We start from the raw sequence: 16,408 nt of genomic DNA, 5'->3' as shown, positions 1-16,408 counted from the left end.
TTTTTCCTCAGCCTGTACCTGATATGGCCGTTGGCCGAACCTGCACTGGCAAGCAAATTGAAGTATTAGTTGAAACATTATATATCGATGCCTGCAAGTAAACAAACAATTGAGAACGTACGGCATAACCTGCAACTGGATGAAAACCTGCATCAGCATAAAAAAGGCTGGATCATTCAGAAGACCGGCTGGGCTGTTCTGTATGCCGGCCTCATACTGGCCGCTCTTGGACTGTTCGGTACAGGGGTGATGAGTTATAGAACCCAGGCCCGGAATGGGAACAGCATAAAATATGAACGTTTTTTACGGTATGAAAGCGAAGCGGAAATGACGTTCGATATAGCAGAAGTTGAAGACACCATTACACTGCAAATTCCACAATACTACATGGAGTATATTCATTTGCAGTCGATAACTCCGCTGCCATTGGGAAATCAAACCATCGATGGTCAAACTACCTATTTTTTCAAAGGCCGGGGAACGGCAAGTATTCATTGCGGCCTTATGGCTAAAAAGGCTGGAAGTGTAACATCAACAATTGTAGTCAACAAAACCCCATTCACCATTACTCACCAAATTTATCCATAATGAACCCCGTTATAAGAGGTATAATTATATATCTGTTCTTAATGCTTGTTTTCAGGCTAAGCGGCAAACGCACCCTGGCGCAAACCACTCCTTTTGAATTTATTCTCCTTCTTATAATAAGTGAGGTTACGCAACAGGCGCTGGTTGGGGAAGATTATTCCATCACCACTTCGCTCATTCTTATTACTACGTTGATAGGCACTGACCTCCTTTTTTCCATGATCAAGCAACATTGGCGGGGTTTTGAAAAAGTTACGGAGGGCTCTCCGCTGATCATAGTGGCCAATGGCAGAATGCTGCAGCACCGCGCCAACAAAACACGCGTTAGTGAAGAAGATGTGCTTGAAGCAGCCCGCAACCTGCATGGCCTCGAGCGGCTTGAACAGATCAAATATGCCGTGCTGGAACTGGATGGCAGCATTTCCATTATTCCACAGGAAGCGGCCGAATGACGCTATTCCACAATAGTGTAGAAGAACCGGTTTACCCGCTGGCATATGCTTTGTAATTCCCTGTATAGATAACATTTATTAAATCATTTCAAATACTATTACTTATGCCACAAGCAAAAGCAGCTACCCGCCGTACAGGATCGAAATCAAAAAAACAAACCTTTGCCGGTACCGGCGCAGGCAATACCCAACTGGAAAAGTTCTTCGTTGATTCGCTCAAGGATATTTACTGGGCCGAAAAGCACCTGGTAAAGGCGCTGGCCAGGCTGCAAAAAGCAGCTACCACAGATGAGTTGAAGACTTCTTTTGAAGAACATATTGCACAAACGGAAGAGCACGTAGCAAGAGTAGAACAGGTTTTCGAACTAATGGGAAAAAAGCCGCAGGCCAAAAAATGCGAGGCCATGGAAGGACTAACCAAAGAAGCCGAAACCGTAATTGAAGAAACTGAAAAAGGCAGTATGACGCGTGATGCGGGACTCATAGTTTCTGCACAAAAAGTAGAACACTACGAAATTGCCACTTATGGAAGCCTGGTGCAACTGGCGGTTACCATGGGACAGGAAGAGGTAGCGGATATCCTGCGCGAAACGTTGGATGAGGAAAAACAAACCGATGAAAATCTCACCGTGATCGCAGAGAACAGCATCAACTGGGAAGCAGAGCAGGAAGAGGAAGAAGAGGAGGAAGAAGAATAACCAGGCAACAGGCAGAACTATAATTGAAGCAGTAAGGTGTTTTTCACTTTGCTGCTTTTTTTTAACAGCCGGCCTGCCCGGATGCGATGGCACGGATTTTACATCCATTCATTGATAAATAACCTAAAATAAATTTATATGGAATCAACGTTCAGTACGCAGCAGCAAAAGAGAGAAGGCAAAGTTGCAAGGAACATTGAAGAGCAAACTTCTAAAGTTCCATCCGATGTGTTCCTGTGGGCGTCCATAGGCGCTATGACAGCTTCGCTGGCGTTACAGATCGCCCGCCAAAAACACATGAGTTTATTTATTGGCCAGTGGGCTGCTCCCTTCCTGTTATTTGGTATTTACAACAAACTGGTAAAACAACGTGGGCATGACAAAACAGACAGGAGTTAGTATTTTATCAGTTACTGTATTACCGTGGCCGCATACGCTTGTACAACAGTTTATTCATGTTATACAAGTGTACGCGGCCATGGTTTTTCTATTGGTCAGTATCTTCCATTGGTTCATCTTTCGGGTCGCCTGAGTCGCGATCTACTTTTTTCCCCTTCAGGTCCGGTTCTGTCAATTTTCCTTCAACGGGTTTATCCCCGCCGGGCGCTTTGTCAACACCCTGTTTGTTTTTATCGGGCAACGGCGTAGTTTGCTGATCCTTACCGGCTGTTTTATTTTTATTTTCCATAATGATGCTTTTCCGGAAGTGATACAATTATCATTCCTTCGATAGCCGTTTACCGGCATCATTTTGCGTTCTTATATTTAATGGAAAAGAAAAGGATAAAAGAATTGATAAGAAGGGAAAAGCCGTTAGTGAGAATGATAGGGTAATCGGTCTTTTCAATGCCATACCACATCCAGCACCCGACGCCGAGGAGCAAAACGATAAACATGCCCAGCGAAACACCCTGTACTTTTTTCTCGCGAATGATTTTAATCAACTGCGGCAACAACGACGCCGAGGTAAGTATACCTGCGACAATGCCTATGTATTGTGTGTATTCTTTCAAGTTTTTATAACGGGTTGATAAAACGGTGTGCCATCAGGCGCATTAAAATTTTGACTTAATTTTTTTATTTGTGATAATGTGCCTAATTTTATTGAACTCACGGGTGTAACATTTGGCTCCGTTTGTTTATACACTTCTCCGCCGCATTCGTTTCCCATCTTATATAATTGTTTAATAAAGTAATTGTTTTGGCTGATGCTTAAATACTGTCTGCCAGGCAGGGGGTATTTATTTCAGGCGCCGGAAGGTGTATTGGGCCAGGGGGAAACTATTAAGTAAATAAATGAGACGTATGAAAAAGCATATTTTTGTTATAGATGATGATGAGGATGAGATACAATTGATATCAGCTGCATTGAACAAACTGAAAGCCGATTGTAAATGTACATGGGCAAAAAGCGGGGAGCAGGCGTTGGAGCAGCTGCAATATCTGAAGCCCGATGTTATTTTTGTCGACTATAATATGGGTGGCATGAATGGCATTGAATGTTTACAGGCCATCAGGAAGCTGCCAGGCTGTTCCCATGTGCCGGTTATTTTACATTCTTCGCTAATGACCGACCAGATCTGTTCAAAAGCTTTGCGGCTGGGCGCCAACCAGTGTTTGCAAAAAACCAACTCGTTTGATAAATTAATGATGATCCTGCGGCCATTTACCCTTACCACATTACCGGCATAATATTTCGCGGCTTTCAGAAAGCCTTTCAATTTTTTCTTTCTTGCCCGAAATGCCTGCAACCCCTGGCTTCCATGATCTGCCTCATTTCGGCCAGTAACGGGAACTGGTGTTCGAAGATCTCGCCTTATGTTTGCGGTGCCTCTATGATAAATGGAACGGCATCGAGCCGGAAAACATCTGCGCCCCTTGCGCAGGGTTGACATTTTCATGCATGACGGTGAGCAAAAAGTGTTCCCCGGGCGCGTGCTCTTACGTTACGCGCTCCCTTCGCCAGATCAACGCTGTTTGAATGGGCGAATAATGCATAAGGTGAACCGACTGGTCGGTCAGGTGCAGGTCGCCGAAGTTGTATCGCAATAAATGATAATTGGTATGCACCTGGTACAACGGCCATATGGGGTGATGAATATGATACCTGTACAGGTGTGCGTCATCTTCCTGGTAACAGCAATACCGTTCGGTCAGCCAGCGGTCGAGCGCCGGCACGTCGTGAAAGAAGGGGCCCGGGTTGAAATCGATATCCAGCAGGCTGTTCTCTTTATCGGCGCTCATAAAATAATGGAAGGCGGGTGTTTTGCGGATATCGGCATACTGATACCGCAGTTTGGTCATCATCCTGTTTGCCAGCACAGCCCGGTGGCTGCCGGCTTTTATCTGAAGAAAACAGATACCGGGGATATTGTCGCGTACCACATACGTGCGCAGGTTGAGTTCGTTAAATACCGGAAGCATTGGCATTACCGACATAACGCGCATGCGCAGATCGGTAATAGTGAACGCCACCACCGATACCCATGCAATGCCTGAGAGGGTATCGAGGGTTAACCCGGCCGGTAACAGGGGTTTTACCGTTGTCGGTTTAACCGGGCAATGCAGGAATAACGTGTCTTTCCATTGCTGGTAAATAAGCCATGGTTTATCGGGCAAAGGGAATGGCCGGTGTTTCCTGAACTGCAACAATTTTTCGGTGGGTATAACGATCATAACCTGTAAAAAATAAAAACTGCAGGTCGTAACGGCATGCAGTTTTGAATGGTTGATGTATGCCGGTCTAGGCGTTCATCTTTTCCTGGGTGGCCTCGGCATTGATACCGTTTTCGGCAATTTTGGTTAATGCCAGATCGGTATCTTTTTCTTCCTTTAAAGTTGGAACAAGCAGATCGGCGATCTCTTTTTGTCCCATAGTTTTGGCCAGCGTTATTAAACTTCCGTAACTGGCAATTTCATAATGCTCCACTTTCTGCGCTGCAATGATCAACGCCACATCGCGTTGGTTAGTGCCCGGTTCTGTTTCGTCTATCACCTGCCAGCCTTCATCGAAAAGCCCCTGCAGTCCCATACATGGTTCGGCCTGCGGCTCGATGCCCATTTTTGCAAAAACCTGCTCAAGCCGTTCTTTGTGTTTGGTCGTTTCTTCAACATGCTGAATAAATGCTTCCTGCAGCTCAACGTTGGTGGCAGCCTTGCTCATTGAGTTGAGTACATTTACCAGGTGGGTTTCTGACCAGTAAAGCTCCTGCAAACAGGTTAAGAAGAAATTCTGCAAAATTGAAGTCTGATTTGTCTGCGATCTGGTTTCCATATAGCTGTGTTTTATTATGAATGATAAGCAAACATTGGAAGAGAAAACAATAGTCAGACATTAATTCGTCTGTAGAGAATATAATAGGATTTCATTAAAAATCATTCCACAGCCGGCGTAATGATAAAGCCCCGTTACATGGAGGTTTCAATTGTGATAAAAAAAGGGATGTAATAAATCGTTGCCATTATTGCTCAAATAGAGAAGTTGTAAGTTCTAAGTTTTTAGTTCAAAGTTTTGGGCTCGCGCCGTATCGAGGCCCGCAAATGTTTATTAGTCCCGCACAAAAGAACAACAAACAACAAACCACAAACAACAAACCGAAATTGGCGAGGCCCGCAATTATTTTTCAGTCCCCAATAAAAGAACCACAAGCAACAAATCGAAATTGCGGGACCGGCGAATGTTCATGGGTTCCGAATAAAAGGAACTTACTACTTATAACTTTTTCTGATTTCCCGTTGGGCGCGTAAGTGATTGATAGTACATTTCATTTGCCTTGCCCTTTTTGCCCATGTAACTGATAGAGCCACTACATGAATGGCTAAAAACAGCAGGGCGGCTCCCATCACCCATCGCATGGTCATATTATCGGTAAAGACGAACCTTCCGAGCACCAGCAAACAGGCAAGGGCAATAACGCGGCTGGTGATCGATGCTCTTGCATACGTTCTTATTTTCGCAAGCTGATCTTCCAGCGATCTTCTAAGGTCGGTATTTGCTGCCGGAATTTTGCCAAAGGGATGCGATGGCAGGATATTATTCAGGATTCCAAAAACGGGGCTGCCAGGTTCGTTTATTATTGACCTTAATTCGGTTTCACTTTTAACGTCTGTTTTTATGTTACGCCAGATCGATTTCAAAATGTATTGTTCCCCGGGTATGGTGATCTGTTGTTGTACCTTCTTTTTGATCCGGTTCAGTTTTACCCCCAAAATGGTTTCGGAAATGCCGGTTATTGCTGCGATCCGGGGGTAAGGCAGCTCTTCCAGGTACAAGAGGAGGATGGCCTTGTCGTCATCGGCCAGTTCCCTGATGGCGCGCATCATTTGATCACCGATACCGGCATGCGGCAGCTTTTCAGTTTTATGACCTAACCGTTTGGATGCATTGATGATATTGCTGGAAATGGCAGTGCTTAACATTACCTGGTATATGCAGTCGCTGAGCTGTAGTTTGTCATTACCGGCAGCGGCCGATTGCCATAACCGGAACACGATCTCCCTGAAAAGGGTTTCCTGGTCGTCTTTCGAGTTTTTATAAAGCCTGCAAACCTTTCCGATTATTGGTTGATGCAGATCAATCAATATAATAAACTGAGTTTCTCCGGCTTTTTCATGTTGATCTATCCAGCTTATCAATTGCGCGTCATTCATAGTGGTAAAATTGAATGGTATATCAGATATTTGCTATTGGTTCCGCGTTGGGCGCTCTTCAATGGTAACCATATGTTTTTATAGAATAGTTTAAGGGGTGTGCAGAAGTAATGCGTTAAGTAACAAGGATGCGGTTCAGACATATTGAAAATAATAAGAACAACCTTAAAATGGGCTTAAAGCCAGTATGTTATTTGAAAAAATCAGTAGTTGTTTGTAGTTGCTTTTTCTTTCTTAATTTGGGAATCATAATTCATTGCCATATTGATGGAAAAAAAGAAGTGCATTATTGTTATTGAAGACGAAGTTGCTGTTCAGCAGAACATGGTGGAGAACCTCACCCGTAACGAATTTGACGTGTTTGCGTACTCCAAAGCAGAACTTGCCATAGAATCGGATATTCTTCATGTTGCCGATGCAGTTATCATGGATATAAGGCTGCCCGGAATAAACGGGTTGCAGGCAACATCCATAATAAAGAAGAACAATGCTGAATTACCTGTGCTGATGGTTACGGCTTACAGCGATGTACATTACCGCCTGCAGGGTTTTGAAACAGGGGCCGATGATTACATCATAAAGCCGTTTTTTATGGAGGAATTGATCGCAAGGCTGAAAACCATCCTGAAGCGATATGAGCTGGCGCCCGGCGGCAAGCGGTTTTACCAGGTAGGCGATCTGAATATCGATATAAAAGGGAAATCTGTTTTCCGCGGAAAGGAGGTCATCAAACTCAGCCAGACCGAATTCAACCTGCTTGCCCTGCTGGCCGAAAGTAATGGGTTGCCGGTATCGAAAGAAGAAATACTGAAGAAGGTGTGGAAAGGTAAATACAGCGTTGGCGATAACACAATTGAAGTGTACATAAATTTACTGAGGAACAAGATCGACAAATCATTTCCCAATAAACTGATCCATACAAAACCGGGATTTGGTTATTTTCTTTCCCCCGGGCAGTAATTACGTTATACCGAATACATCATAGTAATATATGAAAAGCTTACGGGTACGATTCGCCATAGGGTTTTCCATTCTGTTCACCGTTTTTTTTGCCATAGCGCTGCTGATCGTTTATTTTTCATCTGCCGACTTTCGCAGGGAAGAGTTTTATAACAGGCTGAAGGACCGTTCGCTTACCACGTTTAAACTGCTGATAGAAGTAGAACAGATCGATCTTGACCTGTTGAAGGTTATAGACAGGAACACGCTAAACACCTTATACAACGAAAAGATCATGATCTTTGAAGGTGAACGGGCGATCTATACCAGTATCGACGATAAAGAGATCGATTATGACCGGTCGCTGCTGGCGCGGGTAAAGGAGGAAAAGGAAATTTTTACAACGAAAGGCAGCGATGAGCTGATAGCCATTTATATCAGGCAGGATAATAAAGACTATACCATTCTGGCCGAAGCCTTCGATAAATACGGCCGCAGAAAAATGACCTTCCTGAAATGGGTGATGATCATCGTATATTTTTCGGGTTTGATCGTTGGCTGGGCGGCCACCTATTTTTTTGTAAAACGCGTTATCAACCCGCTTGAATCTTTAAAAAACAATTTGCAGAATATCAATTCAGCCAATCTCGACATAAGGCTGAAGCAGGAAGGGCAGGGGGAAGAGGTGAACAGCCTCGCTGCCCGGTTCAACCAGATGCTGGAGCGGCTGCAGCAATCGTTCAGTATTCAGAAGGATTTTGTGCATTACGCCTCGCACGAGCTCAGAACGCCGCTTACTGCTATGATCGGCATTACCGAAAATGCCCTGGCCAGGGAATTGAACGTACAGCAATACAGGCAGGCGCTGGAGCAGTTATACCTGCAGCAACAGAACCTGACCGGCATCACCAATTCGTTATTGTTGTTGTCAGATTATAAGATGGTAACCGAACGGGAGTATCCGCGGGTGCGGCTCGATGAACTGTTGTTCAGATCGGTAGAGATCATTCAGGCCCTGTTCCCGAATTCGCTGATAGAAGTAAATTTCGAAGGCGAGGCTGCTGAAGAAGAGGCGTTGATGATCCATGCCAATGTGCCGTTGCTAACCATGGCCTTTAATAACCTGCTGAAAAATGCATTGCAGTATGCTGACGATGGAAAGGCCATTGTGATCGTTCGGCTGCTGGAGAATTCAAAGAAACTGATCTTTAAAAACCTCGGCAAACCATTGTCGACCGAAGAGGAAAGCCTGATGTTCACACCTTTCTACCGCGCCTCGAACGCCACCAGCATAAAGGGAAATGGTTTGGGCCTGCCACTGGTAAAACAGATCACGGAACTGCATAGGGGAAACGTTAGTTTTTTCAGGGAAGGAGGGTATAATGTTTTTTACCTGGTATTTAGCTGAAAGGCAAGGCATAAAGGCAACTAGGCAACGAGGCAACGAGCAAATACAGAATACAGCTGAAAGCCGGCAATTAGTTACGAGTGTCGAATAAAAGAACCATAAACCAAAAACAATAAACCATAAACCGAAATCGTCGAGGCCAGCAATTAGTTATGAGCCTCGAATAAAAGAACAAGCCCGGGGGAATAGTAAAATGTACCATTATTTCAGTGGTTAATGACATTGAATGGCGGGGAGTAACTTTCTATCTTGGACCTGCGTACGAAATGGGTTTTTCGTATCGTACATACGTTGGTTGTTTTTGTTTGCGCCATCGATGCAAGTACCCCTGTATCGATGGCAGCATTCTTTTTCCATTGCAGAACGAGCGGCATATTGTTCATTGGCACGAGTTTTCGGGTATTCATCATCGACCATTCACCATTCACCTATATCGGATAAGCAGTGATGCTTTTTGTTTCCGATAACACAAAGAAACTTTGAACGGTGGTGATGTTCGGTAACGTAGCAAGTTTGTTACGGTAGAAATCGTGGTAAGCATCCATGTCGCTGGTGGCGATGCGCAGGATAAAATCGAAAGTGCCCGTCATCTGAAAACATTCCATCACTTCAGGAAAACGCGACACCTCTTCTTCGAATGTTTTTAAGGTTTTCGCGGTATGATCATTTAATAATACCTGCGAAAAGGCGATAAGTCCCCTGTTTATTTTTTTGCGGTCGAGCAGGGCCACGATCTTCTTTATGTATCCCTGTTCTTTCAGCTTCCTGATGCGCTCATGAATCGTGGCTACCGATTTTTCGAGCTCAAATGCGATCTCCTTGTTGGTAAGGGAAGCGTCTTTTTGTAACAAACGCAAAATCTGAAGGTCGATAGTGTCTAATTCGGGCAGTTGCATATTGAAAAAAGTAACAGGAATTGCTGTATTAAGATTCTGATTTCCGAATAAAAGTAAGAAAAACGGTCGTTTGGCCATAAAATTTATGGATAAACGGCAATCCTATTGGAAATAAACGGAAAGTTTGTCAATTTTAGTTCCCATAAAGGCAAAGACCTTTGCAAACCGATTCCTGGTAATATAATTTTCCATTCCGTCTAAATCATTGTGTATGCGATTTTCAACGAAAGCATTTTTCGCTGCTGTGCTCGTATTGTCTGCCCTGAAGGGAAGCGCCCAGATCCTGAATCCCGTAAAGTGGAGTTATGGCGCCAAAAAGCTTAGCGCCACCGAAGCGGTTGTGTTCATTAAAGCTACTATTGAAGGCGGCTGGCATTTGTATTCTCAAACAGTGGAAGAAGGCGGCCCGGTTAAAACCACGTTTACTTTCCCCGCCTCTAAGGATTATACTTTAAATGGAACTACCAAAGAACCGAAACCGATCGTACGTATGGAACCTGCATTCGGTATGAAGGTGGCTTTCTTTGAAAAGTCGGTGATCTTTCAGCAAAAAGTAAAAGTGGGTAAGTTTCCCGCAACGGTAAAGGGCGCTGTGGAGTACATGGTTTGCAACGATGAAAAATGTCTTCCGCCTACTGAGCAGGCTTTCAGCATTCCCATTAAGTAATTTTCTACCTAATCAAAGTTGTGCCGCACTTTACGTAAACGACGTTGGGTAAGTGTGCACACCTCAATAAACATCTATGTTTGCAAATAACACGTGGCTGAAAGCCCTGTTGATGATACTGATCCTTTTTACCGGCGCTGCTGCAGGGCATGCGCAGGATACGGTATCAACCGAAGATATAGAGTTCACGCCCATTACCGATAGTGCGGCAACGGAACAGGTAGCTCCTGTAGCTGCTAAAACTGATTCCGTGGCAATAAAACATGCTGTAATAACAAACGCGCAGGAAGCTTCGCCCCAAACCCTGCCGGCTATTTTTATTGCCGGTTTACTGGGTGGTTTTGCTGCTGTACTGATGCCCTGTATTTTTCCCATGTTGCCAATGACGGTAAGCTTTTTTACAAAGAGCTCAAAGGGTAAGGGCGCGGTTGGTAAAGCGATTGTATACGGCCTCAGCATTATTGGTTTGTACGTATCGCTGGGATTACTGATAACCCTTGTGTTTGGCGCCGATGCGCTGAATGATCTGGCTACCAATGGTATTTTCAATTTCTTTTTTTTCCTGTTGCTTGTCGTTTTTGCCGCTTCGTTCTTTGGGGCGTTTGAAATTGCCTTGCCGTCTGGTTGGGTAAATAAGGTGGGCAGCAGAGCGGGCGGCAAAGGTTTGGGCGGAATATTCTTTATGGCCGCCACGCTGGCCCTAGTTTCCTTTAGCTGTACGGGGCCCATCATCGGTACATTGCTGGCGCAAACGGCCACTACCGGTGCGCTGATGGGGCCGGCGGTAGGCATGTTTGGTTTTTCGCTGGCGCTGGCGCTTCCGTTCACGCTGTTTGCGATGTTCCCTTCATGGATGAACTCATTGCCAAAATCGGGCAGCTGGCTCAACAGCGTTAAGGTAACGTTGGGTTTTCTCGAACTGGCGTTTGCCCTGAAGTTCCTGAGCAACGTCGACCTCGCGTATCACTGGAAGTGGTTCGACAGGGAAATATTCCTTTCTCTCTGGATCGTGATCTTCGGGTTGCTTGGCTTGTACCTGTTGGGTAAGATCCGCTTCAATCATGACAGCCCCTTAACCCATATATCTATACCTCGTTTGTTTCTGGCGATCATTTGCTTTTCATTTACCATGTACCTGGTACCCGGCTTATGGGGCGCGCCACTGAAAAGTGTAAGTGCTTTCCTGCCGCCAATGAGCACCCAGGATTTTGATCTTTCATCCGGAGTTGGCCATGAAAAACAACCGGGTACAAACGCAACGCGCAAATACGCCGATCTGTTTGAAGCCCCGAAAGGTTTTCAACCGTTTTTTGATTATGATGAAGGTATAGCCTACGCTCAACATGCAGGCAAGCCGGTAATGATCGATTTTACCGGCCATGCCTGTGTGAACTGCCGTAAAATGGAAGCGAATGTGTGGCCCGATGCCGGGGTTAACAAACTGATCAACGACGACTATGTGTTGATCCAGTTGTATGTTGACGATAAAACCACATTGCCCGATGCGGAACAGTATACGACTTCCGATGGCCGCCGTATAAAAACCATCGGCAATAAATGGAGCAATCTGCAAACAAGCGAATTCAAAGCCAATTCACAGCCCTTTTATGTTTTGCTCGATCCCAAAACAAAACAACTGCTTACTCCGCCGCAGGGTGCCGACTATGATGTAGAAAATTATAAGGAGTTCCTGAAAAAAGGACTGGATTCATATAATACCACTAATTAAATAACCATAGTTCAGCGAATTATGAAGCAAGCAATATACTTTGACAATGCAGCCACCACACCGCTCGATAGCGAAGTGCTGGAGGCAATGTTGCCGTTTATGAAAGATACTTTCGGCAATCCTTCTTCCAATTATTCAGTTGGCAGAATGGCAAAGCTGGGTGTTGAAACCGCCCGCAAAAATGTAGCGACCCTGCTGGGCGTTGCGCCTGCAACCATTTACTTTACCAGCGGTGGTACCGAGAGCAATAACACCGCCATTGCATCGGCTGTGCTCGACCTCGGCTGTACGCATATAATTACATCGCCTATCGAGCACCATGCCGTTTTGCATACGGTTGAATATTATTGCCGCGCCCAGCAGGTTCCTTTTTCGCTGGTGGCATTGACGCCAACCGGTGAAGTGGATTACGATAACCTTGAAACGCAGTTGAAAGAAGTTACCGCTGCCGGAAAAAAGGTACTGGTTTCTTTGATGCATGCGAATAATGAAATAGGCACGCTCCTCGATATAGTGCGTGTAGGCGCGCTGTGTAAACAATACAATGCCATCTTTCATTCAGATTGTGTGCAAACCGTAGGGCATTATCCATTGAACTTACTCGAGTCGGGTGTGCATTTCATCTCAGGCGCCGGTCATAAGTTTCATGGGCCCAAGGGGGTTGGCATTCTGTATATTCATGCCGGTTTGCAAATAGAACCGCTTATTTATGGCGGTTCGCAGGAACGGAACATGCGTGCCGGTACCGAAAATGTATATGGTATCGTTGGTTTTGCCAAAGCGCTGGAGCTTGCCATGAACGCTTATGAAAAAGAAAGCCAGTACATCGCCCGGTTGAAAGCATACATGAAACAAAAGCTGCAGGAAGTTATTCCCGGCGTTGGTTTTAACAGCCCGGATAATTCATTGTACACCGTGCTGAGCGTTTGTTTTCCCAAAACACCCAACAGCGGTTCGTTGCTGCTTGAGCTCGATATGGCGGGTATTTGCGTTTCGGGCGGAAGCGCCTGCAGCAGCGGCGATAACAGCGGCTCGCATGTAATAAGAGCGTTACAGAAAAATGAGGTCTGCAATACCATCCGTTTTTCATTCAGCAAGTACAATACAAAGGCGGAAGTAGATAAAGTGGTTGGCGTGCTGGAAGAACTGTTCAGTTTGCAGGAAATATAAATAGTATGATTGCTGCATATATGTGTAGCCATGAAAAGACCATCGCCGGCTGCCGGTATGGTCTTTTTTTTTGTTTATATTCTTTCAGTAAATTTAATACCGGATAGTATTGAAAAGATAAAAACGGTTTTATGGAGTTCGTCGATTATTACAGTATACTGGGCGTTGATAAAAACGCTACCCAGGAAGATATAAAGAAAGCATATCGGAAGCTGGCGCGCAAACATCATCCTGATGTGAATCCCAATGACGCGGCAGCCAGTAAAAAATTTCAGCAGATCAATGAAGCAAATGAGGTGTTGAGCGATCCTGAAAAGAGGAAAAAGTACGACCAGTACGGAAAAGACTGGGAGCATGCCGAACAATTTGAAAAGGCGGGAAGGGGCCAGCAGCGGCAGCAGCCGTTTGGCGGCGGCGGTCAGCAGTTTTCCGCGGAAGATTTTGGCGGCGGCGATTTCTCCGATTTCTTCGAGTCATTGTTCGGCGGAAGGCCACATGGCCAGGGTAGAAGAACGGCGAAGTTCCGCGGGCAGGATTATGAGTCGGAGCTGAAGATCGATCTTACAGATGCATATACCACCCATAAGCAAACGCTCACCATAAATGGGAAAAATGTACGCATTACGATTCCCGCTGGTATAGAAGATGGTCAGAAGATCCGCCTGAAAGGGCATGGGGGCGAAGGGGTAAACGGCGGGCCTGCAGGCGACCTGTACATCACTTTCTCAATTGTGAACAATACGCCGTTCAAACGTATGGGTAACGATCTGTATCTTAACCAGCACATCGATCTGTATACCGCATTGCTTGGCGGGGAAATTACTATTGACACCCTGGGCGGCAAGCTTAAACTGAAAGTGAAACCCGAAACACAGAACGGAACAAAAGTACGGCTTAAAGAGAAGGGGTTTCCCATATATAAGGAGGAAGGAAAGTTTGGCGACCTGTATGTGACCATGCATGTAAAATTGCCAACCAACCTTACAGAGAAGCAAAAGGAACTAATAAAACAACTGTCAGAACTGAAATAAACTACTTGCCATGAGTAATGAAACGCTGATCATCGTAAGCGAATTCTGCGCTGCCCATCATATAGAAGTGTCATTTATTGAATCATTGTCGCAGCATGGCCTGGTAAATATCGAAACAGTGAACGAGCAGCAGGCGATACCCGATGCGCAGCTGCCGTCGGTTGAAAAAATGATACGGCTGCATTACGATCTCGATATCAACCTCGAGGGAATAGAGACCATTTTTCATTTGCTTGAGCGTATAGAAACCATGCAGCAGGAAATGCATGAGCTGCGCAAAAAGATCGGTTTATATGAATAACAGATTATAGCGGCGGCGAGTTAATTAAACGACTGCCTGCAAGCCACATTTGTCCATCCTGGTGTGTCCTGTATCCATATTGGTATGGGCGCCATTTTTCTTTCGCATTAACAAAAATGACCTGATACTATGCAACCTGCAAGCTCCTGTTATCGACTCTGGTATTGATAAAGGTTGAACAGACATTTAAACATGATAAACACAAAATGTTATAACATGATAACAACCCTGCGGGTTGCCATATTGGCATTGACCTGTATAAATTTTGGTTCGATTGCCCGTGCCCAGTACCCTACCATTCCCCCGGCAATGGAAGATTCTGCCAACAAAGTATTGAATGAAGTAAAAAGAAAGTCTGATGAGGCCTGGGCAAAGGCCCTGCCCATAATAGAAGCCGATGCCAAAAAAGGGAAACCCTTTATACCCTGGGCATCCAAACCGTCTGATCTGCCGCAGGCAACAATCCCTGCTTTTCCCGGGGCTGAAGGCGGTGGCGCTTATTCATTCGGCGGCCGCGGCGGCCGGGTGTTCGTAGTTACCAATCTGAACGATAGCGGCCCCGGTTCATTTCGCGAAGCATGCGAACAGGGTGGGGCCCGTATCATTGTATTTAATGTAGCCGGTATCATTCACCTGAAAAGCCCGGTGATCATTCGTGCGCCTTACATCACTATTGCCGGACAAACGGCGCCCGGCGATGGCGTTTGTATTGCCGGTGAATCTGTATGGATAGATACCCATGACGTGGTGGTTCGCTTTATGCGTTTCCGTCGCGGTGAAACGGAAGTAACCCGTCGCGATGATGCGCTTGGCGGCAATGGCGTTGGCAATATTGTCTTCGACCATGTATCGGCAAGCTGGGGCCTCGATGAAAATATGAGCATGTACCGCCACGTGTACGACAAAGGCGATGGATCGAAACCGCAGAAGCTCCCTACCGTGAACATCACCATGTCGAACTGCATCTTCGCTGAAGGGCTCGATACTTACAACCATGCTTTCGGCAGCACCATTGGCGGACATAACAGTGCGTTTATGCGTAACCTTTGGTCGAGCAATATCAGCCGCAGCCCATCCATAGGGATGGATGGTGATTTCAACTTTGTAAACAACGTTGTATATAACTGGTGGAACCGCAGCGCCGATGGCGGCGATCACCGATCATTGTTCAACTTCATCAACAACTATTTCAAACCCGGTCCCATTACTCCAAAAGATGAACCAATTGGTCATCGTATTTTGAAACCGGAGTCGGGCCGCGATAAAACGAATGCCGAACAGTTTGGTAAAGCCTATGTGAATGGCAATATTATGGAAGGTAATGAAGCGGTTACCAGCGACAACTGGGCCGGCGGGGTACAGGTGCGTAACGGGAAAGATGCAGGTGAGTTCACTTCGCAGATCCGGGTTGATAAACCTTTTCCCATGCCAAAGGTTACCATTATGCCGGCAAAGGAAGCATACAGTTATGTATTGGAAAATGCTGGCGCAACCCTGCCAAAACGCGATGCTGTTGACGAACGCATCGTAAAACAGGTAAAGGAAAATAAGATCTACTATACCGAAGGCGGTAAAACCAATATCGGTTCGCAGTTCATAAAACGGCGGTTACCGGTCGATTCTTATAAGCAGGGTATAATTACTCATCCCACCCAGGTAGGCGGTTATCCCGAATACAAAGGCACGCCTTATAAGGACAAAGACAATGACGGTATGCCCGATAACTGGGAAACCGCGCATAAGTTAAATCCCAACAATGCTGCCGATGCGGTGAAAGACCGTGATGGCGATGGATATACCAATATTGAAGAGTATATCAACAGCGTGGTAAAAGAAAAAATGTAATAACGTTTTCCCCTGGCAGGAAACAGAAGAGAAG

At 45.5% G+C, this 16,408-nt stretch carries 20 protein-coding genes; 13 read left to right on the top strand and 7 right to left on the bottom strand.

The genetic code is table 11. The features are described 5' to 3' along the window. Positions 1-87 precede the first annotated feature (87 nt). The 4 genes from A4R26_RS12125 (at position 88) to A4R26_RS12110 (ending at position 2,137) form a co-directional block, all read left to right on the top strand. Positions 88-588 carry a hypothetical protein gene (locus A4R26_RS12125; protein WP_081164040.1) on the top strand — a complete coding sequence of 167 codons (501 nt, stop codon included), beginning with the start codon at positions 88-90 and terminating at the stop codon, positions 586-588. After that, on the top strand, positions 588-1,040 hold the full coding sequence (locus A4R26_RS12120) for a DUF421 domain-containing protein (protein ID WP_081164039.1): 453 nt from the start codon (positions 588-590) through the stop codon (positions 1,038-1,040). The genes A4R26_RS12125 and A4R26_RS12120 overlap by 1 nt, the downstream gene beginning before the upstream one ends. A gap of 104 nt (positions 1,041-1,144) precedes the next feature. After that, on the top strand, positions 1,145-1,738 hold the full coding sequence (locus A4R26_RS12115) for a YciE/YciF ferroxidase family protein (RefSeq protein WP_081164038.1): 594 nt from the start codon (positions 1,145-1,147) through the stop codon (positions 1,736-1,738). A gap of 138 nt (positions 1,739-1,876) precedes the next feature. Beyond that, on the top strand, positions 1,877-2,137 hold the full coding sequence (locus A4R26_RS12110; protein WP_081164037.1) for a hypothetical protein: 261 nt from the start codon (positions 1,877-1,879) through the stop codon (positions 2,135-2,137). 88 nt (positions 2,138-2,225) lie between these two features. Here A4R26_RS12110 and A4R26_RS12105 read toward each other — a convergent pair whose 3' ends face one another. Together A4R26_RS12105 and A4R26_RS12100 are read right to left on the bottom strand one after the other, a co-directional pair. Further along, positions 2,226-2,426 (bottom strand): hypothetical protein, encoded by a 201-nt coding sequence (locus A4R26_RS12105; protein WP_081164036.1) that lies wholly within the window; start codon positions 2,424-2,426, stop codon positions 2,226-2,228. A 58-nt stretch (positions 2,427-2,484) separates the two neighbouring features. Beyond that, positions 2,485-2,751, bottom strand: a complete 267-nt coding sequence (locus tag A4R26_RS12100; RefSeq protein ID WP_081164035.1) for a SemiSWEET transporter — start codon at positions 2,749-2,751, stop codon at positions 2,485-2,487. Positions 2,752-3,043: 292 nt separating this feature from the next. Here A4R26_RS12100 and A4R26_RS12095 point away from each other — a divergent pair, with 292 nt between their 5' ends. Then, on the top strand, positions 3,044-3,430 hold the full coding sequence (locus A4R26_RS12095; protein ID WP_165760243.1) for a response regulator: 387 nt from the start codon (positions 3,044-3,046) through the stop codon (positions 3,428-3,430). 249 nt (positions 3,431-3,679) lie between these two features. Here A4R26_RS12095 and A4R26_RS12090 read toward each other — a convergent pair whose 3' ends face one another. The 3 genes from A4R26_RS12090 to A4R26_RS12080 form a co-directional block, all read right to left on the bottom strand. Beyond that, a complete protein-coding gene (locus A4R26_RS12090) occupies positions 3,680-4,414 on the bottom strand; it encodes a YqjF family protein (protein WP_081164033.1) in 735 nt (244 codons plus the stop codon). 67 nt (positions 4,415-4,481) lie between these two features. Beyond that, a complete protein-coding gene (locus tag A4R26_RS12085; RefSeq protein ID WP_081164032.1) occupies positions 4,482-5,012 on the bottom strand; it encodes a YciE/YciF ferroxidase family protein in 531 nt (176 codons plus the stop codon). Positions 5,013-5,446: 434 nt separating this feature from the next. Further along, positions 5,447-6,388 carry a sigma factor-like helix-turn-helix DNA-binding protein gene (locus A4R26_RS12080; RefSeq protein WP_081164031.1) on the bottom strand — a complete coding sequence of 314 codons (942 nt, stop codon included), beginning with the start codon at positions 6,386-6,388 and terminating at the stop codon, positions 5,447-5,449. A 267-nt stretch (positions 6,389-6,655) separates the two neighbouring features. Here A4R26_RS12080 and A4R26_RS12075 point away from each other — a divergent pair, with 267 nt between their 5' ends. Both A4R26_RS12075 and A4R26_RS12070 read left to right on the top strand, forming a co-directional pair. Then, entirely contained in the window at positions 6,656-7,348 is a 693-nt protein-coding gene (locus tag A4R26_RS12075) for a response regulator transcription factor (protein ID WP_081164030.1), read from the top strand. Between the two features lie 31 nt (positions 7,349-7,379). Then, the gene (locus tag A4R26_RS12070) at positions 7,380-8,735 is read left to right on the top strand and encodes a HAMP domain-containing sensor histidine kinase (RefSeq protein WP_081164029.1); all 1,356 of its coding nucleotides are present in this window, start codon (positions 7,380-7,382) and stop codon (positions 8,733-8,735) included. A gap of 206 nt (positions 8,736-8,941) precedes the next feature. Here A4R26_RS12070 and A4R26_RS34900 read toward each other — a convergent pair whose 3' ends face one another. Together A4R26_RS34900 and A4R26_RS12065 are read right to left on the bottom strand one after the other, a co-directional pair. After that, a complete protein-coding gene (locus A4R26_RS34900; RefSeq protein WP_165760242.1) occupies positions 8,942-9,118 on the bottom strand; it encodes a hypothetical protein in 177 nt (58 codons plus the stop codon). A gap of 45 nt (positions 9,119-9,163) precedes the next feature. Beyond that, positions 9,164-9,631 carry an Lrp/AsnC family transcriptional regulator gene (locus tag A4R26_RS12065; RefSeq protein WP_081164068.1) on the bottom strand — a complete coding sequence of 156 codons (468 nt, stop codon included), beginning with the start codon at positions 9,629-9,631 and terminating at the stop codon, positions 9,164-9,166. A gap of 211 nt (positions 9,632-9,842) precedes the next feature. Here A4R26_RS12065 and A4R26_RS12060 point away from each other — a divergent pair, with 211 nt between their 5' ends. The 6 genes from A4R26_RS12060 to A4R26_RS12035 all read left to right on the top strand — a co-directional run bounded on the left by A4R26_RS12060 (position 9,843) and on the right by A4R26_RS12035 (position 16,374). Further along, complete coding sequence (locus A4R26_RS12060) at positions 9,843-10,298, top strand: protein-disulfide reductase DsbD domain-containing protein (protein WP_081164028.1); 456 nt, start codon at positions 9,843-9,845, stop codon at positions 10,296-10,298. A gap of 76 nt (positions 10,299-10,374) precedes the next feature. Then, positions 10,375-12,027 (top strand): protein-disulfide reductase DsbD family protein, encoded by a 1,653-nt coding sequence (locus A4R26_RS12055; RefSeq protein ID WP_081164027.1) that lies wholly within the window; start codon positions 10,375-10,377, stop codon positions 12,025-12,027. A 21-nt stretch (positions 12,028-12,048) separates the two neighbouring features. Beyond that, positions 12,049-13,197 carry a cysteine desulfurase family protein gene (locus A4R26_RS12050; RefSeq protein ID WP_081164026.1) on the top strand — a complete coding sequence of 383 codons (1,149 nt, stop codon included), beginning with the start codon at positions 12,049-12,051 and terminating at the stop codon, positions 13,195-13,197. Positions 13,198-13,328: 131 nt separating this feature from the next. Then, the gene (locus tag A4R26_RS12045; RefSeq protein ID WP_081164025.1) at positions 13,329-14,228 is read left to right on the top strand and encodes a DnaJ C-terminal domain-containing protein; all 900 of its coding nucleotides are present in this window, start codon (positions 13,329-13,331) and stop codon (positions 14,226-14,228) included. Between the two features lie 10 nt (positions 14,229-14,238). Further along, on the top strand, positions 14,239-14,529 hold the full coding sequence (locus A4R26_RS12040; RefSeq protein ID WP_081164024.1) for a chaperone modulator CbpM: 291 nt from the start codon (positions 14,239-14,241) through the stop codon (positions 14,527-14,529). 216 nt (positions 14,530-14,745) lie between these two features. Beyond that, positions 14,746-16,374, top strand: a complete 1,629-nt coding sequence (locus A4R26_RS12035) for a pectate lyase family protein (protein WP_081164023.1) — start codon at positions 14,746-14,748, stop codon at positions 16,372-16,374. The last annotated feature ends 34 nt before the right edge of the window (positions 16,375-16,408 follow it).

It is taken from the genome of Niastella populi (genome assembly GCF_002078015.1).
Taxonomy (GTDB): Bacteria; Bacteroidota; Bacteroidia; order Chitinophagales; family Chitinophagaceae; genus Niastella; species Niastella populi.
The sequence above is the reverse complement of the archived record's forward strand: the minus strand, read 5'-3'. Positions and strand labels throughout refer to the sequence as shown.